23 protein-coding genes and 1 pseudogene are annotated in these 26496 nt (G+C 33.8%); 4 read left to right on the forward strand and 20 right to left on the reverse strand.

Going from position 1 to position 26496, the window contains the following annotated elements:
• Positions 1-5 precede the first annotated feature (5 nt).
• From arsB to JK636_RS11750, 20 genes and pseudogenes are all read right to left on the reverse strand, one after another.
• Positions 6-1067, reverse strand: a complete 1062-nt coding sequence (arsB, locus tag JK636_RS11660; protein ID WP_202749172.1) for an ACR3 family arsenite efflux transporter — start codon at positions 1065-1067, stop codon at positions 6-8.
• Between the two features lie 26 nt (positions 1068-1093).
• The gene (locus tag JK636_RS11665) at positions 1094-1525 is read right to left on the reverse strand and encodes an arsenate reductase/protein-tyrosine-phosphatase family protein (protein WP_202749173.1); all 432 of its coding nucleotides are present in this window, start codon (positions 1523-1525) and stop codon (positions 1094-1096) included.
• A 103-nt stretch (positions 1526-1628) separates the two neighbouring features.
• Positions 1629-3374 (reverse strand): arsenical pump-driving ATPase, encoded by a 1746-nt coding sequence (gene arsA / locus JK636_RS11670; protein ID WP_202749174.1) that lies wholly within the window; start codon positions 3372-3374, stop codon positions 1629-1631.
• Positions 3375-3507: 133 nt separating this feature from the next.
• Positions 3508-3855 carry an arsenite efflux transporter metallochaperone ArsD gene (arsD, locus tag JK636_RS11675; protein WP_202749175.1) on the reverse strand — a complete coding sequence of 116 codons (348 nt, stop codon included), beginning with the start codon at positions 3853-3855 and terminating at the stop codon, positions 3508-3510.
• Between the two features lie 14 nt (positions 3856-3869).
• Entirely contained in the window at positions 3870-4193 is a 324-nt protein-coding gene (locus JK636_RS11680) for an ArsR/SmtB family transcription factor (protein WP_202749176.1), read from the reverse strand.
• A 346-nt stretch (positions 4194-4539) separates the two neighbouring features.
• A pseudogene (locus JK636_RS23635) lies at positions 4540-4767 on the reverse strand (flavin reductase family protein); the annotation flags it as partial.
• A 133-nt stretch (positions 4768-4900) separates the two neighbouring features.
• Positions 4901-6343: a 6-phospho-beta-glucosidase gene (locus JK636_RS11685; RefSeq protein WP_202749177.1), complete on the reverse strand. Its 1443-nt coding sequence runs from the start codon at positions 6341-6343 to the stop codon at positions 4901-4903.
• 93 nt (positions 6344-6436) lie between these two features.
• Complete coding sequence (locus JK636_RS11690; RefSeq protein WP_202749178.1) at positions 6437-7801, reverse strand: PTS sugar transporter subunit IIC; 1365 nt, start codon at positions 7799-7801, stop codon at positions 6437-6439.
• 54 nt (positions 7802-7855) lie between these two features.
• Entirely contained in the window at positions 7856-8161 is a 306-nt protein-coding gene (locus JK636_RS11695) for a PTS sugar transporter subunit IIB (protein ID WP_034568934.1), read from the reverse strand.
• A gap of 283 nt (positions 8162-8444) precedes the next feature.
• Complete coding sequence (locus JK636_RS11700) at positions 8445-8750, reverse strand: PTS sugar transporter subunit IIA (RefSeq protein ID WP_202749179.1); 306 nt, start codon at positions 8748-8750, stop codon at positions 8445-8447.
• A 140-nt stretch (positions 8751-8890) separates the two neighbouring features.
• Positions 8891-11563, reverse strand: a complete 2673-nt coding sequence (locus JK636_RS11705; protein ID WP_202749180.1) for a sigma-54-dependent transcriptional regulator — start codon at positions 11561-11563, stop codon at positions 8891-8893.
• A gap of 309 nt (positions 11564-11872) precedes the next feature.
• Positions 11873-12811: a metallophosphoesterase gene (locus tag JK636_RS11710; protein WP_202749181.1), complete on the reverse strand. Its 939-nt coding sequence runs from the start codon at positions 12809-12811 to the stop codon at positions 11873-11875.
• Between the two features lie 70 nt (positions 12812-12881).
• The gene (locus JK636_RS11715) at positions 12882-13313 is read right to left on the reverse strand and encodes a DUF3021 domain-containing protein (RefSeq protein ID WP_202749182.1); all 432 of its coding nucleotides are present in this window, start codon (positions 13311-13313) and stop codon (positions 12882-12884) included.
• 12 nt (positions 13314-13325) lie between these two features.
• Positions 13326-13763: a LytTR family DNA-binding domain-containing protein gene (locus JK636_RS11720; protein WP_202749183.1), complete on the reverse strand. Its 438-nt coding sequence runs from the start codon at positions 13761-13763 to the stop codon at positions 13326-13328.
• Positions 13764-14064: 301 nt separating this feature from the next.
• Positions 14065-16158, reverse strand: coding sequence for a M6 family metallopeptidase (locus JK636_RS11725; protein WP_202749184.1), 2094 nt, complete (start codon positions 16156-16158; stop codon positions 14065-14067).
• 330 nt (positions 16159-16488) lie between these two features.
• The gene (locus tag JK636_RS11730) at positions 16489-17511 is read right to left on the reverse strand and encodes a MerR family transcriptional regulator (protein WP_202749185.1); all 1023 of its coding nucleotides are present in this window, start codon (positions 17509-17511) and stop codon (positions 16489-16491) included.
• A gap of 292 nt (positions 17512-17803) precedes the next feature.
• A complete protein-coding gene (locus JK636_RS11735) occupies positions 17804-18175 on the reverse strand; it encodes a hypothetical protein (protein ID WP_202749186.1) in 372 nt (123 codons plus the stop codon).
• On the reverse strand, positions 18175-18606 hold the full coding sequence (locus JK636_RS11740; protein WP_202749187.1) for a MarR family winged helix-turn-helix transcriptional regulator: 432 nt from the start codon (positions 18604-18606) through the stop codon (positions 18175-18177). The genes JK636_RS11735 and JK636_RS11740 overlap by 1 nt, the downstream gene beginning before the upstream one ends.
• Before the next feature lie 253 nt (positions 18607-18859).
• Positions 18860-20416, reverse strand: coding sequence for an ABC-F family ATP-binding cassette domain-containing protein (locus tag JK636_RS11745; protein WP_202749188.1), 1557 nt, complete (start codon positions 20414-20416; stop codon positions 18860-18862).
• 559 nt (positions 20417-20975) lie between these two features.
• On the reverse strand, positions 20976-23357 hold the full coding sequence (locus tag JK636_RS11750) for a glycoside hydrolase family 31 protein (RefSeq protein WP_202749189.1): 2382 nt from the start codon (positions 23355-23357) through the stop codon (positions 20976-20978).
• 211 nt (positions 23358-23568) lie between these two features.
• Between JK636_RS11750 and JK636_RS11755 the strand changes: the two genes are divergently transcribed.
• From JK636_RS11755 to JK636_RS11765, 4 genes are all read left to right on the forward strand, one after another.
• Positions 23569-24744 carry a class I SAM-dependent methyltransferase gene (locus JK636_RS11755; RefSeq protein WP_202749190.1) on the forward strand — a complete coding sequence of 392 codons (1176 nt, stop codon included), beginning with the start codon at positions 23569-23571 and terminating at the stop codon, positions 24742-24744.
• A gap of 194 nt (positions 24745-24938) precedes the next feature.
• A complete protein-coding gene (locus JK636_RS23640; RefSeq protein WP_243428205.1) occupies positions 24939-25721 on the forward strand; it encodes a hypothetical protein in 783 nt (260 codons plus the stop codon).
• 45 nt (positions 25722-25766) lie between these two features.
• Positions 25767-26222, forward strand: coding sequence for a hypothetical protein (locus tag JK636_RS23645; RefSeq protein ID WP_243428206.1), 456 nt, complete (start codon positions 25767-25769; stop codon positions 26220-26222).
• A 76-nt stretch (positions 26223-26298) separates the two neighbouring features.
• The gene (locus JK636_RS11765) at positions 26299-26493 is read left to right on the forward strand and encodes a cold-shock protein (protein WP_202749191.1); all 195 of its coding nucleotides are present in this window, start codon (positions 26299-26301) and stop codon (positions 26491-26493) included.
• Positions 26494-26496 lie beyond the last annotated feature (3 nt).

Below are 26496 nucleotides of genomic sequence, written 5' to 3' on the forward strand. Positions count from 1 at the left end.
AAAAACTAACTTTCAGTATCTCTCTTATAATTAAAATATCTTCTACCCCAAGACAGTGCCACATTGACAAGTCCAATCATTACAGGCACCTCGATAAGCGGCCCTATGACTGCTGTAAAGGCTTCCTTTGACTCTATTCCAAAAACCGCAACTGCTACAGCTATTGCAAGCTCAAAGTTATTGCTGGCCGCTGTGAAGGAAAGACTTACTGTTTTGTGATAATCTATTCCTGCTTTATGGCTTATAAAAAAGGAAACCGAGAACATAATTATAAAGTATATAACCAGAGGTATTGCTATTCTCACAACATCCATTGGAAGCTCAATAATATATTTGCCTTTAAACATAAACATGATAACTATAGTAAATAAAAGTGCAATTAATGCAAACGGACTTATTTTAGGTATAAATTTTGTTCTGTACCATTCTGTTCCCATTTTAGGCTCAAGTATTAATCTTGTTAGCATTCCTCCTATAAATGGTATTCCAAGGTAAATTGCTACGGAGGATGCTACTTCTCCCATTGATACATGTACAGCTATTCCTTCAAGTCCGATAAGCTTTGGAAGTACTGTTATAAATATATAGGCAAATATTGAATAGAACACTACCTGGAATATGGAATTAAAGGCAACAAGTGCTGCTGCATACTCATTATCTCCGTCTGCAAGGCTGTTCCATACAATTACCATGGCTATACATCTTGCAAGCCCTATAAGAATAAGTCCTACCATAAAATGAGGATAATTTCTCAAAAATATAACTGCTAGAGTAAACATAAGTACTGGCCCTATTATCCAATTCTGCACTAGTGATAATGTTAGAACCTTTGGATTTCTAAATACCTTGCCAAGCTCCTTGTAGTTTACCTTTGCAAGTGGCGGATACATCATTACAATTAGTCCTATGGCTATTGGAATGGAAGTTGTTCCTACAGATAATGAAGACAGACCTGCAGATAATCCCGGGAACCCCCATCCTAAAAACACACCTATAGCCATAGCAATAAATATCCATAGTGTCAAATATTTGTCTAACCAAGCTAGTTTTCCTGTAGCTTTACTCAAAATAACCCCTCCTCCTTTAAATCTACCTATCTAATATCTCTTTCTACGGTCAGGTCAATTTCATTATTTTTAATTCTTGCTGCCAAATTCTTTACTTTTTCCTCAATTGCTTTTGCAGTCTTTACGAATTCTTCATCGCTCTTTCCTGATGGATCATCAAGCCCCCAGTCTTCCTCGTGCCTTGATGCTAGAAATGGACAAACAACGTTGCAGCCCATTTTTACTACTATATCTACTTCCGGTATATCATTAAGCAATTTAGACTTTTGCGTTTCGTTCATATCTACATTATATAAATTCTTAATTATCCTTACAGCATCCTGATTTATTTGAGGCCTCAGTTCTGTGCCTGCTGAATAGGACTCAAATTCGTCTGATGCAAACAACTTGCCAAGTGCCTCTGCCATCTGTGATCTGCAAGAATTGTGTACACATATAAACGCTACTTTTGTTTTCATAAACCCCTCCTGTATAGCTCTGGAGCACATAACAATTATTAATTGTTATGCTCCTGATATTCTTCAGTTTGAATTAGTCTTCAAAACAAACCCTAACTATATTCTATTTTATTAAATCCTTAAGCTTTTCGCCTTTAACTTCTTCCGGTATCCACTCTATAACTGCAAAGTACCCTTTAGATATATCATTCACCTTATTAATCCACTGTACTTCATTACTTGCCTTTACCTTTAGTATAGAATTGGTTGTATTAGCAGCATAAAAGCTTGAGTTTATTATCCACCACTTGCTGTGAATTCCCGCTCTGTTTAGATCATTCTGGAGTCTCATAGCCTCATAAACCGGAGTAGTTTCAGCCAGGGTTACAATGACAACCTCTGTGTCTTCATCATTTTTAAGCCTTGGCAGTAGTTTCTTAACTGATTCAGGAACATCTCCCTGAGAACGCTGAATTTCTTTGTTGTAGCTTTGAGTGGACTCTAGAAGCAACAGCGTATGACCTGTTGGTGCAGTATCTATAACTACAACCTCATTTTCAGATCTTTCTACTATTTCTGCAAAAGCTCTAAAAACTGCAATTTCTTGAGTACAGGGAGATCTTAAATCTTCTTCTACGTATGCCAAATCATCTTCACCCATAGTTTCTCTAGCTTTGCTAAGTACTTCCTTTTTATATTTTGCAAGCTCTTCCTTCTCGTCGATACTACTCATAGTTACTCCATAGCTTTCATCAAGTACAAACCTTAAATGAGCTGCTGGGTCAGTAGTTGTCAAATGTACCTTCTTACCTTTTTTAGACAAGCCTAAAGCTATTGCAGCTGCAACGGTTGTTTTGCCTACTCCACCTTTACCCATTGTAAAGATTACTTTTTTACCGCTGTTGTATAAATCATCTATTACGTTCTTTAGTCTAGGAATATCATCAGTGTTTATCTTTTCATTGTTAAGCTTAATGTTATCTTCTTTCAGAAATGCCCTCACATTTTCTAAGCCTGTTATATTATAAGGCCTAAGTGGAATTTTAAAGGTTTCAATATTCTTTATTCCCTCGGGAATATTCTTAAATGCCTTTTGCTGCTTGTGGAAAATAGCATTGGAAAGCTCATCGTCATGTACATCGAGCACGCCGTTTATAACTAGAATTTGATTATTTAAGCCGATATCCTGCAATTCTTTGGAGGCTCTTTCAGCTTCCTTTAAAGGTGCTGGTTCGGGTCTTGCTAAAAGTATCAGCGTAGTTTTCTCTCCATTTGCCAAAGTATTAACTGCATTTTTATATACTTCCTTTTTATCCTCAAGCCCTGCAAGCTGCCCGAGACATGAAGCTCCATGGGTGCTTTCACTTATAAAGCTGCTCCAGGCAGAAGGCAGCTGAAGCATTCTTAAGGTATGGCCTGTTGGTGCTGTGTCAAATATAATATGATCATATTCTAAGGCAGCCTTTTCATCAGTAATAAAGCTTGAAAACTCATTAAAGGCTGCTATTTCAACTGTACAGGAACCTGAAAGCTGTTCTTCCATATTCTTAATAACAACTTCCGGAAGCTTTCCTCTAAAAGGACCAACAACACTTTCCTTATATTCCGAAGCTGCCTGCTCCGGGTCAAAATTAGCAACGATAAGGTTTGGTACTTCTTTTATAGCCACACCTTTATTGTTCAAATCAGTATTAAAAACATCTTGAAGATTTGAAGCAGGATCAGTGCTTATAAGCATGATTTTCTTGCCTTCATCAGCAAGGGTTACAGCAACAGCACAAGCCGTTGAAGTCTTTCCGACTCCTCCTTTTCCTGTAAAGAACAGATACTTAGTCAGGTTTATATTAGATATATCAAAGTTCTTAAACAAGCCTATTCCTCCTTAATTCCTTGTACTTCAATAAACAATTATAATTACTTATACTTCTGTATTAATAGTAAGAACCTGTTAATTATAAAAATTAATATCTACTGCCATCCTAACAGCAATTATCTCCTAACCCTTAGTTCTGAACTGCTCTTTTTATACTTAATTTTAAATACTCTTCTGGAACTTCTAACATACTGCAGAATTCTTCGTTAGTAGGATAAGCCTTAGTCTTTACTACTTCTCCGTCAATCATTATTATAGGAAGCACTTCAACTCCTTCTTTAAGAAGCATTCTGTTTACTGTTTTGTTATCAACAAATATTTGAGGATTACCAGTAAGATTGTGTCTTTCAACAACTACTCCATGACTCTTAAGATTGTTTAAAAGTGTAGCTACTCTCAATAATTCCTTATCTACTGATGGTCCGCACACTCCTGTTGAGCAGCACATTGCTGGGTCAAAAATAATCATTTTTTTCATTACTACACACTCCTTTATTTACAATTACAATTTGATTTTTCTTTACAGATACAGTCATCCTTATCAGTTACAAGATTCATAAGAAATATTATCAGCTTATTGCAATTTGTTGTATTGAGGGAATAATAGCTCCACAGGCCTTCCTTTCTGCTATTAACCAAACCACAATCACTAAGCACCTTCATATGGTGTGAAAGTGTTGGCTGGGTGAAATCAAATCTCTCCAGTATCTCACAAGCACATCTTTCTCCACAGGACAAAATATCAATTATTTTAAGTCTATTTTGGTCTGATATTGCCTTAATTACCTTAGAATATTCTTCATAATTTAAATTCATTCACTCACCTCTAATATAGATACTCATCTATATTTAGTATAGATAAATATCTATATATTGTAAATATATATGTTTTAAATTAATATAAACTTAACCATTACATTTATTGCATTCTATATTAGACATTATATGTATGATGAAATACTTGGATATTATTATTCTCTATATAAAAGCAAAAGTGTTGCTCTCATTATTTCGAAAACAACACTTTTCTTTTATAATAATTTTTGTATCGTAGATACTATAATCTCCAATCTCTCAAGCGCATTTTTATCTTATAGTTTATTGTACACTAAAATAGATCTAATCATTAAAAATGAAAATATCAATTTTTATTTTAATTTGTTTATTTATTACCACTACAAACTTTAAATATTGATCCCACTCTGTTATTTAAGTCAAAGTAGCCTGTATCCATTAATACTGTCGGCTTGACCTTTAGAACATTTGATCTTCCGTTATCCAAGCAATCTTCATTTGCATATACAGCAACAATATCTCCAATAAACATTGTAAAATCAAATATAGGAATAGTTTGTATTACCTTGCAAAGATAATTTACAGACTTTTTCTTTTGTATAAATTATCATATAAATAGAGTATGCCCCTTGTGAAGCATACTCATTTTTTTAGTGATACAACAACTATAAATTTTTGTTTACCAGTCATGCTATTATATCTTCATGATTATTTCATTAGCAGGGTATTTATAATACTTCACCATTTGTTTCAATAACCTTCTTATACCAGTAGAAGCTCTTCTTTCTTGATCTCTTCAGAGTTCCATTTCCTTCATTATCCTTATCAACATATATAAACCCGTAGCGTTTTTTCATTTCACCTGTACCAGCGCTCACTAAGTCTATACAGCCCCAGGTTGTATAGCCCCAAAGCTCAACTCCGTCTATGCTTATAGCATCCTTCATAGCTTTAATATGCTTTCTTAGGTATTCAATTCTATAATCATCTTCAACATATCCATTTTCATCCGGTATGTCTACTGCACCAAGTCCATTTTCAACAATAAACAGGGGTTTTTGATAACGATCATACAGTGAATTCATTGTAATTCTAAGTCCAAGAGGATCAATCTGCCAGCCCCATTCACTAGCTTTTAGATGTGGATTTCTTAGAGTCTTAAATGCATTTCCTGAGGTTTCTGCCTTTACATTTGGATCTGCGCTTGTGAGTCTTGAAGCGTAGTAGCTGAAGGAAATAAAATCAACTGTATTGTTCTTTAAAAGTTCTTCATCTTCATCTTCCATGGCAAGCTTAATATTCAATCTTTCAAACATTTTTTTTGCATAGTTTGGATATTCACCACGTGATTGAACATCAATAAAAAAGTAGTTTTCTCTATCCTTCTCCATTGATTTCCATACATCCTCAGGAGCACAGGTAAAGGGATAGGTATTAGCAGCTGCAAGCATACAGCCTATTTTAAATTCAGGATTTATTCTATGTGCTATTTTAGTGGCCTTTGCACTGGCTACAAGCTGGTGGTGTGCTGCCTGATACTTTACAGCTTCCTGATTTTCACCATCTTCAAATACTAAACCTGCTCCTATAAATGGAAGGTGCAGAAGCATATTGATTTCATTAAAGGTTAGCCAGTACTTAACTTTATCTTTGTATCTATTAAAGATAACCTCACATAGCCTCTCATAATAATCAACCATCTTGCGGCTTCTCCATGAGCCAATTGTTTTTACAAGGTGCATCGGTACATCAAAGTGGGTAATTGTAACCAGGGGCTCAATTCCATACTTCAGGCACTCATCGAATATATCATCGTAAAACTTTAATCCTTCTTCATTTGGTTCTGTATCATCACCATTTGGGAAAATACGAGCCCATGAAAGTGATAACCTAAAGGTCTTAAAGCCCATCTCGCCTAATAGTGCTATATCCTCTTTATAATGATGATAAAAATCGATTGCCTCGTGGCTTGGATAGAAGTGCTCACTATCGCACTCCAGCATTTTCATTTCGCCCTTTAGTACAGGAAAACGATCCTTTCCTGCTGGAACAACATCGACAGTTGATAATCCCTTATTTCCCTCCAAGTATCCACCCTCACACTGGTTTGCTGCTGTTGCACCACCCCATAGAAAACCTTTTGGAAATCCTTTTGCTATATCATTACTCATCAAATTCAGCTCCTTTTTATATGTCATGCTATTAAATAAGTAAACAAGCCGAATATACCAGCTTGTTTACTCCTAATGTATAAAATTATTCTATTACTCCTCAGTCATAGCCTTTTCATTCTCAGCTGTCTTCTTGTCTAATGCATTAAAGAATGGAATATATATTAAACCGCCTAGAATTATAGCTACAACTTGGAATAACGCAACTCTCCAGCCTTCAGCGCCTCCAGCAAGGAAAGCAGACATTATTACAGGTGTACCAAGTGGAACTATAGTTGTTAATCTTGGAAGTATCTTTGCAGCTGTTAACGCATATGCAACAAAGGATGTAATTACTGGTGCAGCAAGCCATGGAATAAGCATGTATGGGTTAAGCACCATTGGTACAGCAAATATCATAGGTTCATTGATACCACATATATTAGCAAGGAATGCAAGTCTTCCTAAAGTCTTATACTGTTTGCTTCTTGCTCTTAAAGCCATGTAGATACATAGGCCCAATGTCATACCTGAACCACCAACTATAGCGTAAACGCTGAAGAAAGGTCTGTTTATGATATTTGGAAGATCATACATTGATACCCCATTGTTCATTGCAGTTAAATTAGCAGTTGTAAGTGAAGTCCATAATGGAAAGAATATTGGCATAATTATAGCTGTAACACCGTGGATACCAAAGAACCATAAGAGGTGAGCTATAAATATTGCAAACACAAAGGACCATATGCTGTTACCTAAGAATGCTTCCATTGGAGCTTGAAGTGATGAATACACCAATGAGTGAAGTCCAGTAACATTCTTAATTGGCAATAGTGTAACTCCCTTGTTTATAAGCATGAATAGTATTATTATAACGAATCCCGGCATAAGTCCAGCGAAGGATTTTGCTATTGTTGGAGGCACTCCATCAGGCATTTTTATTGATAGTCCTTTGTCTAAAAGCTTGTTATAGATAACTGTTGAAACTATTGCAACTATGATAGCTACAAATAAGCCCTTTGCTCCTATCCACTCATATGGAATGAAATTTGCTGATGGTACTGCTGTACCCTTAGCCAATTCTATTTTGTTTGAAGATAGGAATCCAGTTACTACATTGGCTGTATTGTTTATTGGAGTTATAGCAAGGAATGTAATCAATGCAATCATCCCTGCTACACCTTGGTCTTTTTCAAAATACTTGGCAAGATTATAAGCTATGAAAAATACCGCGTATATAGCTAGTATATCGTTTGTTATTGTATTTGGTATTGCTAAAAATGGTTTTAAGCCTGTCTTTACTATAAAATCTTGATATGGTTTAATTGACAACGAATTCAATAAGGAAAATATAGAACCTATAATAATAACTGGCATTAAGGACATAAATCCATCACTTACTGCCTTTAGATATTTGTTTGAAGCTATTTTATTAGCAACTGGCAGAACCTTTTCCTGAACTGTCTCTTGAAAACTCATTTTTCCATCTCCCATCCTTTTTTAAAATAAGATACTTGTAATTTTATATTTTTATTATTTTGCTAAATCTAAAGCTGTCTTTAAAACTTTTTCGCCGTTCATCATTCCGTAGTCTATGCTGTTTATTACGGCAACTGCAATTCCCTTTGGTTCATATGCTTCTTTAAATTTCTTTAGCATAAAGCTTACTTGAGGTCCTAAAAGCAATACATCTGTATCGTTTTCAAATTCCTTAAACTTGCTTTCCGCTGTAGCTCTTATTGTAACCTCACTACCAAGCTTTGCCGCTGCTGCCTGCATTTTAGTTACTAAAAGACTTGTTGACATTCCTGCTCCGCATATTAAAGTAATTTTTGTCATTTTTATTTCCTCCTTTTTGTCGGAACACTGAGCAAATATAAATTGCTCGCTTCCGCTTGCTGATTGCTTGTTAAAGTCTATTTAGAACTTTAAACTCCTTATTATTTAAGTTTTGTTATCATGTAGTTATTAATAGCAACTATCGTGCCAAAACCTTTTTTGCCTATAAATTACTCACAATACCTGATAAAATAAGACTTTTAGATTTTTTATCTTTTTGTGGGTTTAATGTGGGTTCTTATTTTATCAAGTGGGTTATTTCTATTTGTCATCTGTGTTATTTTTATTTATTGTTAATTAGTTCATACATATCAACAAATTCTTGAGCTAAATCTCTTATTGTCATGGCATTCATCAAGTGATCTTGTGCATGCACCATCAAAAGCGATAACTCTGTTTTGTTCCCTGCTGCCTCATTTTGTATAAGATTTGTCTGATAGTCATGAGCTTTATGCAGGAATTCTGAAGCCTCCTCCAAAAATTCCTTTGCCTTTTCAATTTCTCCAGCCTTAGCGCTGTGTATGGCCATCATAGCTCTACTTCTTGCATCTCCCCCGTTAACTATTAAGTTCATGATTATTTCTTCCATGTATGTTACCACCCTTCGTGTGATTAGTTTTGTAATTATGGTGCTTTTTATTCTTGTATACTAATATAGCAACTTCCGTGCCAACCCACTTTTTAATAAATTAATTTCAAAAATAAAAAATGCAGAAATAAATCCGCATTTTAAACATATTTCTTATGATTAAAGAAGCTTACAATATAGCATATTTCGTCATCCGGCACAGCTATATCATATCTTTCATTCAGAAATTCTGCTGCTTTCTTTACTACATTATATATATCCTTGTTCTCATGGATAAACTTTTCTTTATCCTCAAATTCTTCAAGCAGCTTGTTGCCTGCCTTAATCCTATCAAGCATACATCCTATGTGAAAAGTTACTCCAATTAAAATATTTGTATCCATTTTAATATCAAGTTCATTTTCTATCTCTCTGATAAATTTTTTGATATCCTTTAATGCTTCCTTTCCATTAATGGTAGAAAGCATATTTGCCAGTGTATCTCCCATTTTAATATAAGTAGACTCTACATCTATTAAATTTTGCATTTTTTCAGCCGCTTCGTTTTTCAATACCTCCTTAAGTCCAAATTGAGGAATTTTAGTATTTAGCTTAAAGGAGCTTACGATGCATATAATGTTATATTCCTTCTCTATATTTCTAAGCCTTGAGTATATACTTTCCTTCCCTACAAGATTTAAAGGAATAATTTCAAGTATGCTGCTATCAAACTGAAGCTGCTTAAACAACATGTTCTTTAAGGCAATTGCACTGCCTTCTCCAGTGGTACATACAGTAACAATAGCAAGCTTTTGAATATCCTCCTCTGCCTCTTCAGTAAGTTCATTTTGAATCAGACTGAATACATTATAGGTATCCTTATAAACCTCATCTAGTGTATAGCCCATCATTGCTTTTCTCGTAGCTTCTATTACATGAAGTGTGCTTGCTAAAGACAGTGAACGTGTCTTAACTCCAAATTCCTGCTCAACTTCCTTTCCAAAAGTAGTCAGGGAGCCCATATCTACAAGAAATAAAATGTCGGAGCTTACATTAGCTTCACGAAGATATTCTCTAACCCTTGAAATAACCTGTTCAGGCTTTTCTTCAAGAGGAGCATTTATGCCTACAGCATGCTTCGCTCCTAAAAGCCTGTTTGCTGTATCAGCCATTGATGTAGCTGTGGAAACTCCATGAGCTACTACAATTATATTAACGTCCTTCCTCTGCCCTTCAATATCTCTTTCATCATACACAAAGAACATAGCTAAAAATCCAGCTTCATCAATAGGCATAGATACATCCAAAAGTCTGTCAATTATTTTAAGGCAGTCAAGAGCTGTGCTAAACTCTCTGCTGTACTGTGTTCTGATTTTGTTTAATTGAGGATTAATAATTTTTTTATTCTTTCTTATTCTATCGATGGAGTTAGCTATATGTACTGCCATGCCATAATAAACTCTTTCACTTAACTGCCTCCCAAGACTTTCCCCACTGAACCTTATTATTTCTTCTACTACTCCGATAATCTCAGGATTAATTATGTTTTCCAAGCTTGAAATATCAATTTTTCTATTAACACTATGAATATAGCTTTTAAAATAATCGTTTATATCTCTTTCCATTTCTTCTTCAAGTTCATTACTGCTTATCCCCTTGCTCCTAAGCTCGTGAACCCTTAAATCTATCATTTCATATATATTTTCATTATTTTCTTCTTCATCGTAAAGCATTGTTTCTTTGGTTTCATCAAATATGCAGTATCTTTTATTTATCCCAATAAGCTTATTCCAAAGCTGACGGTGCTCTGTCTCCATATAAAGCCCCTGCTTTATATATTGTGGAAGCTCAAGACTGCTTATCTCAATTTCATCCTTGTCCTGAGACAGGAATTCGGCATACGCCTTTGCGCAAACAAGCTGTATGTCTGTCCTAAGCTGCCCGACATTGCTTTCGCAGTGATAGCTCAAAAACGCTCTCATAGAGTTAACAGATACCCTTATCTGCCTTCCGAGTCTAGAAGACTCTTCTCTGAAGAACTGACTAATAAGATTGAAGCGCTCTTCAAGGCTTCTTTCGCTTAAACTTGGAATTCTTATAATCATAGGAATTCTTCTAGTAAAGGTTTTAAGCAAAGTAGAATCAGGATTTTCTGTTGTGGCTGAAACAATTAAAACAGAAGCGCTTCTTTCAGCCTCAGTTTCGCCAAGCCTTCTAAAAGTTCCCTTATCCATAAAATTAAAGAACATTTCCTGACCCTCAGGCAGAAGCCTGTGAACCTCATCAAGAAAAAGTATCCCTCCATTAGCCTTTTCAATCAATCCGGGTTTATCTGCATCAGCACCTGTATAAGCTCCTTTCTTAGCTCCAAAAAGCTGGCTTAAAAGAAGCTGCGGATTATTTGCGTAGTCTGCACAGTTAAAAGTTATAAACGATGATTTTTCATCCATTCTCTTCATCTCAATTGCATACCTATGTATAATCCCTGCAAACATGGATTTTCCAACACCAGTTTCACCTAGAATAAGCATATGAAGACCTTTTGGCGGGTAAAGTACAGCTGCTTTCGCCTGCTTAACAGCAGAGATCAAACTCTCGTTTGTTGAGGCTAATTTATCTAAAATTGTTTCTTCTTTTTTATTTCCTTTTGCAGCAGTAAAAAGTACGGGCTTTCCTTTTCCTTTAACAGCTTTTCCTTCCTCGCAAAGCCTGTTTAAGTCTTTGCTTACGTTAGCTCTGTCAAGGTTTAAGGCATCAGCAATTTCTATTGCGCTTGCTCCATTCTCACCACTAAGCTCCTTTAGTTTTTCATACACCGCTTCTATTCTTTTCATATAAACCACTTCCGCTTCTTCTGAATCTACAATTATCTACTATTATCCTGATACAATAGTTAACTGTCAATACAGAAAATAGGAAATCATGATGGTTATAAGTTATATTCCTCATTTATCTTAAGCTCATTTATTGCTTTTCAATTGGATTTTCCTCTAAAATTAAAATAAGACAGCACCAATACTTGTCAGTATCGCTGCTGTCTCAACTTTATTATTTATAAATAATTTTAATATTACATCATTTATAGATTTATTACACAATTTTAGTTGTCCAGTATAAAGACATAGAATGTTTTAACTAGAGATTCATTTTTTCTGCTTTTGTATATACTCATTATTTCTTAAATCAAATTTTTCAATTGGTTCCGGTCCTCTTAATATTCTTCTATTTATGTGAAGATCCCCTGATGAATCGTATCTAACCCTCCATTCAATCAACATTATTTTTCCATCATCTATTTCAATACCTTGTATTCCGCTTGCCCTAACGCAGGATCCATCATTGAAGTATGGCAGTTCTTTAGCTTTGGGAAAATGTGGCCTATGAGTATGTCCACAGATTATCATAATTTTGTTCTTTTCAATCCAGCCGCTATATATACGTTCAATTTTATGAATTTTTTCAGCATTTTTTACAGGACTTGCTGGATTTATAAACCCTATTGAGTGAAGGTATCTCCAAAAATACCTTACAGTAAGCCTATTAAAACGCCATAACTTGTCATTCATTCTATCTCCTTGATGACCATGAACAGTTAGTATCTCCTGTGCTGTATCTTTATGCTTAAACACTACTGCTTCATAGGGTGTAATACCAGGAAATAATTCAATATACTCTTCGTTATACTCATCGTAGAACCTATAATAATTCTTCTCTACAAAATTAGGATGCTTTACGCATATATTGTGATTGCCGTACAGCATGATCATTCTATTTGAATCAAAGAACCTTTTCAATAGAGAATATACTTCATCATGTGCCAGTCTTATCTCCTTAAAGTTAGAGTTTTCCCAAAGCTCATCTCCATCTCCAACTTCTACATAAGTATATCCATTATTAAAATAAAACTCTAATGCATATAAAAAAATATTCTGGTTTTTTGCAAATTCATCAGATGGCGTACTATTTCCTCTATGACAGTCACTGAAAAATATATATTTAGAATTGTTATTAAAGTATTCAATTTTAGCATTATTATATGCTTCCGTTAATCTCTTTTCTGCTAATTTCTTTTCAAACAGCATGGCACACCCCTTTTATGAGCATTTAACCAATCTTCTTATTAGTTAATCTACCCTTTTAGATAAAAATATATTACTTGGAACTATTATACTCCCTCAATTTTTCATTGAGCTGTTTTTCCTGTGCTTTACCATCTATATACATCATTGCATAGACTCCTCCCTTTACACAAATAATTACAATAAAATAAATCAAAATAAGGCTTAGATCATGAATTTTACCAGGGCTAAAGAAGAATAGCCATATTAGTATCATTATATCTGCTAGTGTAGAGCAAACAAAAAAACTAATCATTTGAGCCTTTTTCGTAAGCTCGAACTTATTTATTAGGGCATACCTAAAAAGTGTAAAAGCTGCGGCGAACAATATCATTTGAAAGAGTAACGAGTCACTAATTGTTTCTACTGAGTAGATTCTAAGGTACATTAGAACAAGGAATATTAAACCTCCAAAGGCTGTAAAAAAGTCTTTTAAAATATACCCAAGGTACTTACTTATTTTCATAATTTCTCCTCCTTATAATCCTAATTTATTTTTTAGTACAGGAACGTATTGTCTTGAAATTAAAACCTTCTCGCCATTTTTAAGCAATGCTTCAAATTTCCCATAAAAAACTACCTTTACAGACCCTATCTTTGCAAGGTTCACAATTGTGGATTTTGAAGCTCTAAAAAAGCCTAAGTTCTCATATTCCGCCTCAATCTCATAAAGCTTTAGCCTGGACTCATAAACCTTATCCTTACAGTAGATAAACACTTTATTATCAACTGATTCAAAATAGAAAACATCTTTAGGATTTAAAATGTGCATTCGTAAATCTGAAACTCCAATGAGCTTTTTAGAGGGCGATTGAAAGGAATAAATGAGCTGCATTAACGAATCGTCCAGTTCATTGCTTCTTACTATTATTTCAGGCTCGCTCCCAGGCGGTATCTTTTCTATTATAACTTTCATCTTGACCACCTCTTTATCTTTATATTTACAGTATATATTGGGAATAACTGGTCTGCAATAGCAGTTATAGTAAGCTGCAATATTGAAGCGGTAAGGTGCACAAAACAATTATTATGCTATAACTGTTGTAACATATTGAAAAATTGCTGCTGGTAGGATAATTGCCATGATACTAAAAGCTTATTGGAACAAAAAAACAGCAATAATACGTTTTAGTATTACTGCTGTTTCAATTTTATTTAGGTATTTATTAAACAATTTTAGTCGTCCAGCAAAAACTGCATAGGATGTGTATATATTCTTACTTTTTCTTGTTTAATTTATCTTTAAGCACCAGCTCGTAGCTATAATCTACCACACCAGTTGTTCCTGGTTTTGCAGCGTACCAAACCAACATATAGTTATTACCGCTGCTTAAGAACTTTTGAATCTCCATTTCATCAGCTGCTGTCATATTTACTAAGTCCAATGTTTTAACTTGATAATGCTGTGGTTCTGTTCCCTTATTTGTATATTTTTCATTAATAAAGGTAACTGAATAGTCAACATAGTTTCCAAGAATCTTATCCAAATTTTCAAACTTGCTCATATCATCACAGGTATTAGTGTAGTTAATTTCAGGTATAGAAATATTATCAACATACCAACCTGGATCTGTATAGGCGTCGTCAGTCATGTATCTGAAGTTTACTAATATCTTCTTTCCTGCATATGCAGAAAGATCAAAGACTTCATTTGTCCACGCTTCGTTAGTACCTGTAAATCCAGGAACATTTGCTCCAATGCTACTCTTTGCACCTGGGTCTAAATAGGTCTTTGTATTATTGTTAGCAAGACTCTTCCATGTCTTTCCGCCATCATCTGAAACTTGAACAAATCCATAGTCCCAGCCTTTTTCGATATAATAATAATTGTCAAATTTTAAAGTTGCCTTTTGAACATTAGTCAAATCAGCCCAAAATACCAGCTTGTTATCATTTTTATCCGCATTATTTCCCCATAATACATTGTTTGCTGAATTTCTTGTATCAGGCACAACCTTCCAAGGATTGGAATTTGTAACGAAACTAACACCATTAAATATTATATCTTTAATATTTTTTGTATTCTCAAGCTTTAAGTAGTCCACTCCCCAAGCAGGAACTCCATCCTTTTGGAAGGTTTGTGCTGACTTATAGTTTACTTTCACATCTATACTGCTAAAATTATATATTCCATTGCCAGGATTCTTGCTGTCCACAGATAAAGCAGCGCTAAATCTTCTAAACAATTCGGTAAAATCAATACCAGTATTAAACTGAGCTAGAACCTTGTTAACACTATTTATTCCTTGGGTCTTTTCTTTAGCTAAAGCTTGAATGAAGTTTTTTCCAAAATGGTCATTTAGATACAATTGGAATAAATATGCTTGCCCGTAGTCAGCTAGAGTTTCTGGTCCAGTAGGGGCATTATACTGTTCATCCCATGAAACTAATGAATTTTCTGGGTGGTCTAGGAAGAAATTAACATGTCCCCAGTCATGACCATAACCACATAAATATTGTGCAAAGTCAGCCATTCCTTCATTTATCCAGCTTTCCTCATCAGGATCGTTATCACTGTGAATAAGATGCTGGAATTCATGAGCTACAGTTCCGTAAATACTATTATTCGGTATTCTCGCATCCCACCTATTTGTATCAATATTTATTACATTCCTATCAAAATATCTAGCAAACGTTGGTGAGAAGAAACCAGCAACATAAAATGGGTAACTTGGATCATAATAGTTTTCGTCTCTGCAATTATCAACAAGCATTATAACTCTTTCTATTCCGTCAGCAGGAGCATAGTAACCAGCTGGTACTTTAAGAGCAGGATTCTGGCCTGTTCTAGAGTTTGGTACTCCAAAGAACTCTGTATCCTTTTGATAAATATTTTTATCAAACTCGTCTCTTAGCTTGTCAACTTGTTCTTGGGTTATAACTGGCACAGGTCTAGAATCACCTGGCAAAAACTTAAGGTCATTAGCAACCCATACTTCAACCTTTTGACCAATGCTTCTTAATGTAAATTCTTTATAGTAGTTTCCATTTTGGTTATCATAGGCTACAAACTTCTTTGTTCCACCGTTATAAGTAAAGTTCCCTTCATTATCTGCCACACTTTGAGCTGAAACTGTATTAAAGTCTATACTTTCTGTAGCTTTCATTATTTCCTTATCCATCTTTGCCCTAAGTACAGGATCCTTTTCCATAGTTCTAATTCGAGAGTCAACATCAATAGTGTCCCCGTATCTAGCTGTATTCCATTGATCTTTTTCCGCAGCTTTAACTTTTGTAAATTGACCGGGTATGGCTACAGAAGCAACCATAAGAAGAGAAACAATTGTTGATAGTAGTTTCTTTTTGTTCATTACATTTCCCCCTTTTTATATTTAACACACCCAAAGATGTATTAATTCAATGTTAACTTTCAAATAGTTATCCTAGAAAACTGCAGGGTTATGCATAGTATTATGAAATGTTTAAAATCAACTACTACATTTATATAGAAATGATAGCATCTTTATGATAATTAAGTTGAAAGATTATGCAGTTAGTTACAAATATATTATCATTAAACTTAGTTAAAAAAGTCCTTGAAGTAAAAACTTCAAGGACCTTTTATCCTTACTTTAACAAATTTTCGTCGTCCAATAAAGAGTACATAAGATGTGTGCATTTCATTTTAACCCACGCTCTATTTATTTCTTGTCATAATTTATTTTTGCATTAGCTACTATAACGCCCACAAGAGGATGTAACTTATGTACTTCTACAGTAAAATTAAAGCTCTGGAAACAATCCGTTAGTTCTTCAATACTTGAAGGAAAATCTACTTTAGGTCCATATCCAATTAAAGCAAATTCTTCTTTATAATCATCTGGATTTTCAAAAAATATTAAATCACCTATTATAATACTTTTTAAGCTTTCTCCGCCTAGAGCAATCATTTCCTTTATTGCCCTCTTTTTAAACTCTGTAGTTAAATGATGTAAAGCGTAGTTTGATATGATTTTTGTTACATGCCTTGCTTTTAAATCTACATTTAAACTTGGCTGTTCAAATGTTCCTATATAAAATTCAGTATTATCCATACCTACACTTTTTGCACTCTCTTTCGCCTGTATAACCATCCCTTCACTAATATCTACCCCAATTGCTAATCTTACTTTTTGCGATAGTTGTATAAGTTGTTTACCTGTACCGCACCCTAAATCCAGTACAACATCATTCACATTTGGATTAACTAATTCATTTATTAGCTCTGCAGTTTTAGCCCTCCAATAATAGCTATCAGTAACATATTGTTTACTTGCATTATTAAATCTTTGCTTTGCACTTGTTTCCATATTCGTTATCCTTATAATATCAATAAATTGCTGAACATCCAGAAAATTATTGCTTTGTATTTTTTTCTGGGCTTTATTTAGGGCAGTAATAACTATTTCAATATTTTTCTTTTTTTCTTCTAATGCTCTTGTTTGAATATCAATTACACTTTCTATATCTCGACCCTTTTCATTTAAAAGCTTTTTTATTTCTTCAAGTGATAATCCAACAAATTTTAATGTAGTAATTTGCTGTAGCTTAATAAAGTCCATATCACTATAAACCCTATACCCTGTTTCTGTCTTCGTAGACGGTTGTAACAAGCCGATTTTATCATAATGAAGTAATGTTTTAACAGTTACTCCTGCTCTTTTAGCAAACTCACTAATTTTCAAGAATTTCTCCCCTTTCAAGATTATTCTAATTCCTAACCTTGGGTTAGAGTCAATATTGATTTAAAATACTTATAAATATATTTCATTATACACCTATTGATTATTTCAATAATATCTAAATACAAATTTAATAAAAAATATAAGATAGCAGTAATATTTATTAATATTACTGCTATCTTTATGCTATCATCTATATCATCATACATCTATTTATAACCTGAGCTATTTACACTATCTTAGTTGTCCAACAAAGAGTACATAGGATGTATAGAAAAAATGTATATTTCTTGGGCTAAAGCAAAAATCCTAAAAGAAATAAAATACTCACAGCTGAAAATCCAAGGGTTTTCCAATACTTATAATATAATGCTTCTCCTACTGCATACGTAGCAAATAAAATTAGAGCTAATAAAAAATATGTTTCATTTACATTACGTAAAATAAATGAAGCAATCCCTATTAGAAAAAATAACAATCCCAAAATGAACATAAGCATAACCTTTGTTTTTAATTGTTTTTTTGTAACCTCTTTTGGTATTTCCTGATGTTGCTTACGAGCCAAATTCATTCCGTTCTTTAAACTCAAAAATATTAAATTGGAGATAATCTCAAACATTCCGAATGCAACAAAAATTGCTCTATATATTTCTAATTTCCATGACATTACTCCCCCTCCTTTTTTAAATTATTATTAATTCGCTGTAAGTAATCAAATAACTGTTCTATTTCATCATCATTAAACTCCACCAAAGCTCTACAATTGCATTTAACTGCTTCATAACTAATTTTTTCTGCTAAATCTTGTCCATAATCTGATATGCACACTATATTTGCTCTCCTATCATTTTCGCATTGATTTCTATAAACCAACTTTTTATTAATAAGTTTATCAATTACAGCCCCTGTTGTGGCCCTGTCCGCTTCTAATTTTTCAGCTACCTCCGCTTGTGTTAAGTTATCTTCTTCTGACAACACTTTTAGAACAGCCCACTGTGATGTGGTTATATCATATATTTTAATTTTTGTTTCTAATTGCTTTTTTATATTTCTAGCTGTTGAATTAATAATGTATCCAAAAGATTCATTTATGTTCATATAAAATCTCAACCTTTCCATTATAATAATAAGCGTGCATATAATATGTGCACTTATTATTATAGCATTTCCCTTTATTTTGTAAATAGTAAAATGGCACCTTTTATTAATACTTCAAAATTTATCCTTCATATTATGCCTAAAAGCAAAAAAACAGCAATAATACTTATTAATATTACTGCTGCTTAATATTTACGAGTTAAATGCAAAAAACAATTCATTTAGTTTAGTCTAACTTTTCAATATGGAACTATCATACGATTTTTGTAGTCCAATCCTCACAGTTCCAAACTTCAGTCACAACATCCCTATAAAACTCTGGTTCGTGGCAAACTAATAATATAGTTCCCTTATACTCTTTTAGTGATCTCTTTAATTCATCCTTTGCATCTACATCAAGATGGTTAGTAGGCTCGTCAAGAATCAATATATTAGTTTCATTATTTATAAGCTTTGCAAGTCTAACCTTGGCAGCCTCTCCCCCTGATAAAACCATTACCATACTCTCAATATGCTTAGTAGTAAGTCCGCATTTTGCAAGAGCAGCACGAACTTCATATTGAGTGTAGCCGGGAAACTCCTTCCAAAACTCTTCAATACAAGTATTTGTGTTTCCTTCTCTGCCTTCCTGCTCAAAGTATCCTATATACTGATAATCTCCAAGCTGAACTTCTCCGCTTATTGGCTTTATTTGACCCATTAAGCTCTTAAGAAGTGTTGTCTTTCCTAATCCATTAGAACCTACTAAGGCAATTTTCTGTCCTCTTTCCATATAAAGATTAAGAGGCTTTGTAAGCGGGCTATCATAACCTATAACTAAATCCTTAGTTTCAAATATAACCTTACCTGAAGCTCTAGATGTCTTAAAATTAAAGGTTGGTTTTGGTTTCTCAGCTGAAAGCTCAATTCTATCTATTTTATCAAGCTTCTTTTGTCTTGACTTAGCCATGTTCGCCGTAGCAACATTAGCTTTATTTCTAGCAACAAAGTCTTCAAGCTTTGCGATTTCTTGTTGCTGTCTTTCATAGGCTTGCTCTAATTGTTTCTTTTTAGCTTCATATATTCTTTCAAATTCTTCATAATTTCCAACATACCTTGTAAGCTTCCTATTTTCCACATGATATATAAGGTTAATTACTGAATTTAAAAATGGAATATCATGAGATATTAATATAAATGCATTTTCGTAAGCATTTAAAAATCTCTTAAGCCACTCAATATGAGCTTCATCCAAGTAGTTTGTAGGCTCGTCCAAAAGCAATATATCTGGAGTTTCAAGTAAAAGTTTAGCAAGTAAAACTTTTGTTCTCTGACCTCCGCTTAGCTCTTTAACATCTTTATCTAGTCCCACATCTAAAAGTCCAAGACCTTTGGCAGTTTCTTCAATTTTAGCATCTATAACATAAAAACCATTATGGTCTAGCATATCTTGAATTACTGCAGTTCTTTCAAGCATTTTTTCAAGTTCTTCTGGAGTAACATCTCCCATTTTCCCATAAAGCTCATTCATTTCTGCCTCTGCATCAAACAAATATTGAAAAGCCCCTTTTAATACATCTCTTATAGTAAGGCCTGCTTGAAGCACAACATGCTGGTCCATATAGCCAACTCTAACCTTGTTTGACCATTCTATTACTCCATCATCCGGCATAAGCTTTCCTGTAATTATATTCATAAAGGTTGATTTACCTTCACCATTTGCACCTATAAATCCAACATGTTCCCCCTTTAAAAGTCTGAAGGATACATCTTCAAGTATTGCTCTATCTCCAAAGCCATGACTCATATTTTTAACGGTTAGTATACTCATTAATTTCTCCCCTTTTATATATATAGATTTCAAAGTAAATCTCCTATTTGAGCTTCACAAAAACCTGTAAAAGCATCAGGACTTTTGCTTGCTCAAACAATGATTAACTAATTGAAACTAAGTAGTCCAATTTATTGCACATAGTATAGTTTAAAATATGCAGTACCCCTATGTCAAAGGAAATTTATATAATAAGCTGTGGTAAATAAAAGAATGTTGCTATTGTATTTATTATATATTCTTAAATTATTTAGGAGCTGTTTAATAATAATGTTTATATAAACATGTTCTTTAATATTACAGAAAGCAAATCCACTGCAAACCAGCATGATCGCAGTAAATATTTATATATTTTAATAGGTTTATATTTAAATATACGAATCATAAAAAGACCATCATTTAAAACGAAAAAATTAACACTGAAAAAGAAAGAAATCGCGAAGGACACGGAAGTTAGTACACATTAAAAATACTCTTCCGCGTCTTTTGCGTTATCCATATTTTCCGTGTTTAATAAAACATACTCAATAAGTCATTGCAGCTTTCTTAAAAAATAATATTACTCAGAATACGCCCAAAGAATCTCACTAACTGCTTCCAGCAACTCAGTTTCCAAGTTTAACGCTTGAAGCTCGCTCATTAATTTGGGTGAATTCTTAAATTTTCTTACTGCTGAATAGATTTGTTCTTTTATTATGAAAGAAATCTGCGCCTTATTTAAAAAATCAAATATCTCTTGTTCATAATAATTTTCCCTTATTGAAGCCTCCTTAAATATCACTTTGACTTCTGTGCTAATATCAACAGCAGGCAGACTTATAATTATTACATTTTTTTCTTGCTCTATAAGGATATCTGCTCTAATTTTTTCATCATTGCAGAATACTTCTGGTACATCAGCAGCTTTGAATCCAACAAATACTAACTTATATACTCGTTGCTCCGGAAGTATTTCAATATCTCCCTCAGGCTTTGTAATATGAAATACAGCCTCACTTTCCTTATTCCACTCAAGAGCCATCTGTGTCTTTACACTACTCTTTCCTTCGTCCTCATACATAACAAAGCTTCCATCTGTTCCTGCAAATATATGTACTTCCAATTCATTTGGATTGTTAGTAAAATTGCTTATTTCCGAATCTCCTGCTAATGGCACAATGCCTCCTGACTTCGCAAGAACAGGAATCTGCTCAATTCCTCTATAAAGATTAATGTTTCTTTCTCCTTCGTATACTCTTCCTGTAAAGAAATCAAACCAAAGTCCCTTTGGAAGCCATGCTGTTACATGTCCTTGATTTATGCTGTTGTTAATTTTTGTTGTAATAGGACATACAATTAGTTCAGTACCATAATAATACTGATTCTTTACTTTGTAGGCTGCTTCTTCCCAGGGTGTATGATAATACATAGGCTGCATAAGCGGCAGACCCTCTTTGTGATTCAAATAGTTCATAGTATATAAATAAGGAACAAACTTATGACGCAGACGTAAATATTCCTTCATAACTTTTTCAGCTATTAAATTATAACGCCATGGTTCCTTGCTATTAAAGGGGCTGGAAGAACTATGAAGACGATTGATTGGCGAAAACACACCAAATTGCAGCCATCGAACAGCTAACTCATCATCTTTATACCCAAGCATATGTCCGCCAATGTCATGACTCCACCATCCATAACCTACATTAGAAGCATTAGCAGTGAAATAAGGCTGAAAATCTAAAGACTCCCAAGTGATAAAGGTATCCCCTGAAAATCCAACCGGATAGCGATGACTTGCAATACCCGCATATCTTGAAAATGTTAACCCCTGCTTTCCATTTCTCATACTGTCTAGAAAGTGATAATGATTAAGCATCCATAATGGATCTAAACCAGTTATTTTAGTAGTTCCCCCTTGCTGCCAATCAATCCACCAAAAATCAACTCCATCTTCTTCATTTGGATGATGAAGATATTTAAAGTACGCATCAAGAAACTCCGGATCTGCAATATCAAAATTTATTCTCTGCTCCTTTTCATAATCAACTCCAAGCTCTTTTGCCATATCTACATACATTTCTTCGTATGCTCTAACTCCGTCGGCAGGATGCACATTCAAGGTTACTTTCATGCCTTTATTATGAAGCCATTCCATAAAACCTTTAGGATCAGGGAAAAGCTCCCGGTTCCAGGTATAACCGGTCCATCCGCTTCCGTACTTAGCAGGAATATCAACAAGATGCCAATCCATATCAATTACAGCAACAGAAAATGGCATATGCTCTTTTTCAAATCTCTCCATAAGTTCCTTATATTCAGTCTCTGTGTATCTATAATAACGGCTCCACCAGTTTCCAAGAGCAAATCTAGGTATCATAGGCGTACTTCCGCATAGGTGATAAAAATCCTTTAAGCAATCTAAATATTCTCTTCCATAGCCTAAAAAATAAATATCGATGATATTTTCTTTGCGTGGTTCAACCCATCCATCTTCAGTAATCAAAAGGGATTTACTGTCGTCAATAATTGAAAAACCATACTTTGAAATAAGGCCCCTCTCAAGCTCTGTAGTTCCATTAACACCATCAAGTGTTCTTGCCGTTCCTCTTAAGTCATTTGTATTTTCTCCATAATGCCAAGTCGCACCATGTCCCGTTAACATACTTTTAACTTGAATACTTAAATTATTTTTAGAAAACTTTCCTTTACCTTTATAGCAAATTAAATGAACATTCTCTGTGATAATTTCTAAATGATCAGCTTCATCAATAACCCTATACTCGGGAACTGAAAAATTTCTGTTAATAATACTTTGAGTAGCGCTGTCTTCAAATTTTCCCTCTTCGTCATACTCTAATCGAATCATTCTTGAGGTAAGAACAGTAAAACGATATTTATCTCCTCTTACAATTGCGCATTCGTTTGCCTGAGGATGTGTTTCAATCGTATACTTTTTCATATTATAACTCCTTTTCGTATAAATTTACTGCATTTTAAATATATATTATTCTCTTTTAAAAGTCTTTACAATTGATTAAATACACAAATTAATTCATAGGTTTATACTACATATTGCCTAATTGTGGTATACTACTAAAAGAAATTAAGAATTAAGAATTAATAATGAAGAATGAAAATTTATTCTTCATTAAATATAAGGAGTGTTTATAGTGGCTTGTAAGTTTTATTTACATAAAAATAAAGGAAGAAAAGTTGAAAGCGGTCATCCTTGGATATTTACTGATGAGATTGAAGAGTATGATGGTGAGTATACAAATGGTGATATAGTTGAAGTTTATAATTTCAGACGTGATTTTTTAGGAAAGGGCTACATAAACGATGTTTCTAAAATTGCTATAAGAATTTTAACTAGAGATATAAACGAAGAAATTGATGAAGACTTCTTTAAGAGAAGATTAAGTGATGCTTGGGAATATAGAAAAAAAGTTATAGATACTTCTAGCTGCAGATTTGTTTTTGGAGAAGCTGATTTTCTACCAGGGCTTACAATAGATAAATTTGAAGACTACTATGTAATTCAATCTTTAGCCTTAGGCATTGATAAATATAAAGATATTATAGTTAAAATACTTGTTGAAGAATATGGCGCTAAAGGGGTCTACGAAAGAAGCGATGCATCAGTCCGTGAGCTTGAAGGCATGGAGCAAACTAAAGGCTTCCTCACCGAGCCTTTTGATACAATGGTTCAAATAGTTGAAAATGGTGTGAAATATTACGTAGATATTGAAAATGGCCAAAAGACAGGCTTCTTCTTAGATCAGAAGGAAAATAGAGCTGCCATACAAAAAATCTGTAAGGATGCAGAGGTTTTAGACTGCTTTACCCACACCGGCTCCTTTGCTTTAAATGCAGGAATAGCAGGAGCAAGAAGCGTACTTGGTATAGATATTTCTCAGCATGCTGTAGATTTTGCAACAAGAAATGCTGAGCTTAATGGACTTTCTAATACTGTTAAATTTGAGTGTCATAATGCTTTCGATGTGCTAACAGAATGGTCTAAGGCAGGAAGGAAATTTGATGTTGTCATACTTGATCCTCCTGCATTTACAAAATCACGCGAGAGTGTTAAAGGTGCAACCAGAGGCTATAAGGATATAAATCTAAGGGGATTAAAAATGGTTAAGTCCGGCGGTTTCTTTATTACCTGTTCCTGCTCTCACTTTATGAAGGAAGACTTATTTAGACAGACTATAGCTGATGCGGCTAAAGATGCCAAAAGAACACTAAGGCAGGTAGAATTCAGAACTCAGGCTCCAGATCATCCAATACTTTGGAATTCTGATGAATCCTATTACTTAAAATTTATAATTTTCCAGGTTATATAAAATTCCACGATCCTTGAAAAGCTTACATATTCTTATATTCTTTTATTTACTTGTTCTTATATTTAAATAAATATTTATTATCTCCAAGTTCACGGACGGACTTGGAGATTTTTATTTAATGCAATGTATTTAAAATAGTAACTAGGATATCCTAGTTACTGAGTTAATTATCCTGTTAATTAAGGAGTTTTATTATGAGTAATTCCAGCTTTGACAATTCGCAAGCAAGACGTCCTAGAGCTTATGTTAATGCGCTGGGCATAATACAACTGCATTACAGAAATCCTTTCGTAGTTGCATTTTGGTCAATTATGTTTCCCGGTTTTGGTCACATGCTTATAAACAAGCATATTAGAGGTATATTATTGTTTTTATGGGAAGTTTTTATTAATTACAAATCTAATATTAATCTAGCCATTTTATATTCCTTCACTGGGCAATTTGAGATTGCTAAAAATGTAATAAATAAGGAATGGGTACTTCTATATCTTCCAACCTATATGTTTGCAATATGGGACAGCTTTAGATCAGCTGTAACCATAAACAACCTATACAGACTTTCTACTAGAGAAGATGCCGTAATATATCCAATGAAATTTAATGCAATGGGCTTTAATTATATTGATAAGAGAACTCCTTGGGTTGCTGCTGCCTGGTCTGCTCTAGCACCTGGCACAGGTCAGCTTTATCTCCACAGACTCGTAGGCGCTTTTTTTATACTTGCCTGGTGGATAGCTACAGTTTATTTTTCAAAGCTTCTTCCTTGTATTCACTACACACTGCTAGGCGATTTTCTTAGTGCTAAAAAGGTTGTGGATGTTCACTGGTTCTTAAACATTCCTTCTATTTATATGTTTTCTATTTATGATGCCTATATTAATTGTGTAGAATTTAATAACTTATTCGACTGGGAACAATCAAAATTCTTAAAAAGAGAATACCAAAATAATTTTTTTAAGCTGCCAAAAAAAGTTTGAAAAATATAATAGAAATTTTAATAATATATATAGGGAGTGGTTACCTTGTACATTATTTCTACCTTTGAATATTCTAATTACTTGGAGCTAGCAATCACTTATATTGAATCAAAGGGTATTTCAAAGAAAAATATTCTTGCTGTTCCTATGGACAAAAGAGATGATCAAAGAAAGCTTTTTGACTCTATTCATTATTCTGATGGATTGAGCTTATTTGATCTACCAATGATATTAGGAACATTATTTATGATATTTGGTGCTATTTATGGCTTTTCTTTAGCCTTAGGTCCTCTGCTTTGGGGATTAATAGCTATGCTTATTGGGTTTACTATAGGACTCATTATTAAGTTATATACAACAAAAAAATATTCAAATAAACTAAAAGCTATGAAATCTACTGAAGTAGTACTCATTATAGAGTGCAGCGAAGGTCAAATGGATATGATTAAAGATGCCCTTTGGCATAATTATGCTCTCGGTGTTGCAAAATTAGACCTTTAAAAAATATGTATTCTTATATTAGTTTTGCAGCATAATAATTTTGAAATAATATTGAACTAAGAAAGAAGGTATTTAATTGGAAACTGGTGTAGTTAAATGGTTTGATCCTGAAAAAGGATTTGGTTTTATAGCACAAGATGGCGGAGAAGATATTTTTGTTCATCATACAGCTGTAAAAATGGATAGACAGCTTGAGGCCGGTAATGAAGTTCAATTTGAACTAGTTGAAGGAAGAAAAGGTCCTCAAGCAGCTAATGTTAAAATTTATTAGGCA

Origin of the sequence: Clostridium rhizosphaerae, from assembly GCF_016765585.1 — a bacterium.
GTDB classification, from domain to species: Bacteria; Bacillota; Clostridia; order Clostridiales; family Clostridiaceae; genus Clostridium_AT; species Clostridium_AT rhizosphaerae.

Bases quoted from the DNA above. Each gene is read 5' to 3' on its own strand.
- JK636_RS11665 (WP_202749173.1), bottom strand. From the start codon at position 1,525: ATGAAAACAAAAGTAGCGTTTATATGTGTACACAATTCTTGCAGATCA.
- arsD (WP_202749175.1), bottom strand. From the start codon at position 3,855: ATGAAAAAAATGATTATTTTTGACCCAGCAATGTGCTGCTCAACAGGA.
- JK636_RS11680 (WP_202749176.1), bottom strand. From the start codon at position 4,193: ATGAATTTAAATTATGAAGAATATTCTAAGGTAATTAAGGCAATATCA.
- JK636_RS11685 (WP_202749177.1), bottom strand. From the start codon at position 6,343: ATGAGTAATGATATAGCAAAAGGATTTCCAAAAGGTTTTCTATGGGGT.
- JK636_RS11690 (WP_202749178.1), bottom strand. From the start codon at position 7,801: ATGAGTTTTCAAGAGACAGTTCAGGAAAAGGTTCTGCCAGTTGCTAAT.
- JK636_RS11695 (WP_034568934.1), bottom strand. From the start codon at position 8,161: ATGACAAAAATTACTTTAATATGCGGAGCAGGAATGTCAACAAGTCTT.
- JK636_RS11700 (WP_202749179.1), bottom strand. From the start codon at position 8,750: ATGGAAGAAATAATCATGAACTTAATAGTTAACGGGGGAGATGCAAGA.
- JK636_RS11705 (WP_202749180.1), bottom strand. From the start codon at position 11,563: ATGAAAAGAATAGAAGCGGTGTATGAAAAACTAAAGGAGCTTAGTGGT.
- JK636_RS11710 (WP_202749181.1), bottom strand. From the start codon at position 12,811: ATGCTGTTTGAAAAGAAATTAGCAGAAAAGAGATTAACGGAAGCATAT.
- JK636_RS11715 (WP_202749182.1), bottom strand. From the start codon at position 13,313: ATGAAAATAAGTAAGTACCTTGGGTATATTTTAAAAGACTTTTTTACA.
- JK636_RS11720 (WP_202749183.1), bottom strand. From the start codon at position 13,763: ATGAAAGTTATAATAGAAAAGATACCGCCTGGGAGCGAGCCTGAAATA.
- JK636_RS11725 (WP_202749184.1), bottom strand. From the start codon at position 16,158: ATGAACAAAAAGAAACTACTATCAACAATTGTTTCTCTTCTTATGGTT.
- JK636_RS11735 (WP_202749186.1), bottom strand. From the start codon at position 18,175: ATGTCATGGAAATTAGAAATATATAGAGCAATTTTTGTTGCATTCGGA.
- JK636_RS11740 (WP_202749187.1), bottom strand. From the start codon at position 18,606: ATGAACATAAATGAATCTTTTGGATACATTATTAATTCAACAGCTAGA.
- JK636_RS11745 (WP_202749188.1), bottom strand. From the start codon at position 20,416: ATGAGTATACTAACCGTTAAAAATATGAGTCATGGCTTTGGAGATAGA.
- JK636_RS11750 (WP_202749189.1), bottom strand. From the start codon at position 23,357: ATGAAAAAGTATACGATTGAAACACATCCTCAGGCAAACGAATGCGCA.
- JK636_RS23640 (WP_243428205.1), top strand. From the start codon at position 24,939: ATGAGTAATTCCAGCTTTGACAATTCGCAAGCAAGACGTCCTAGAGCT.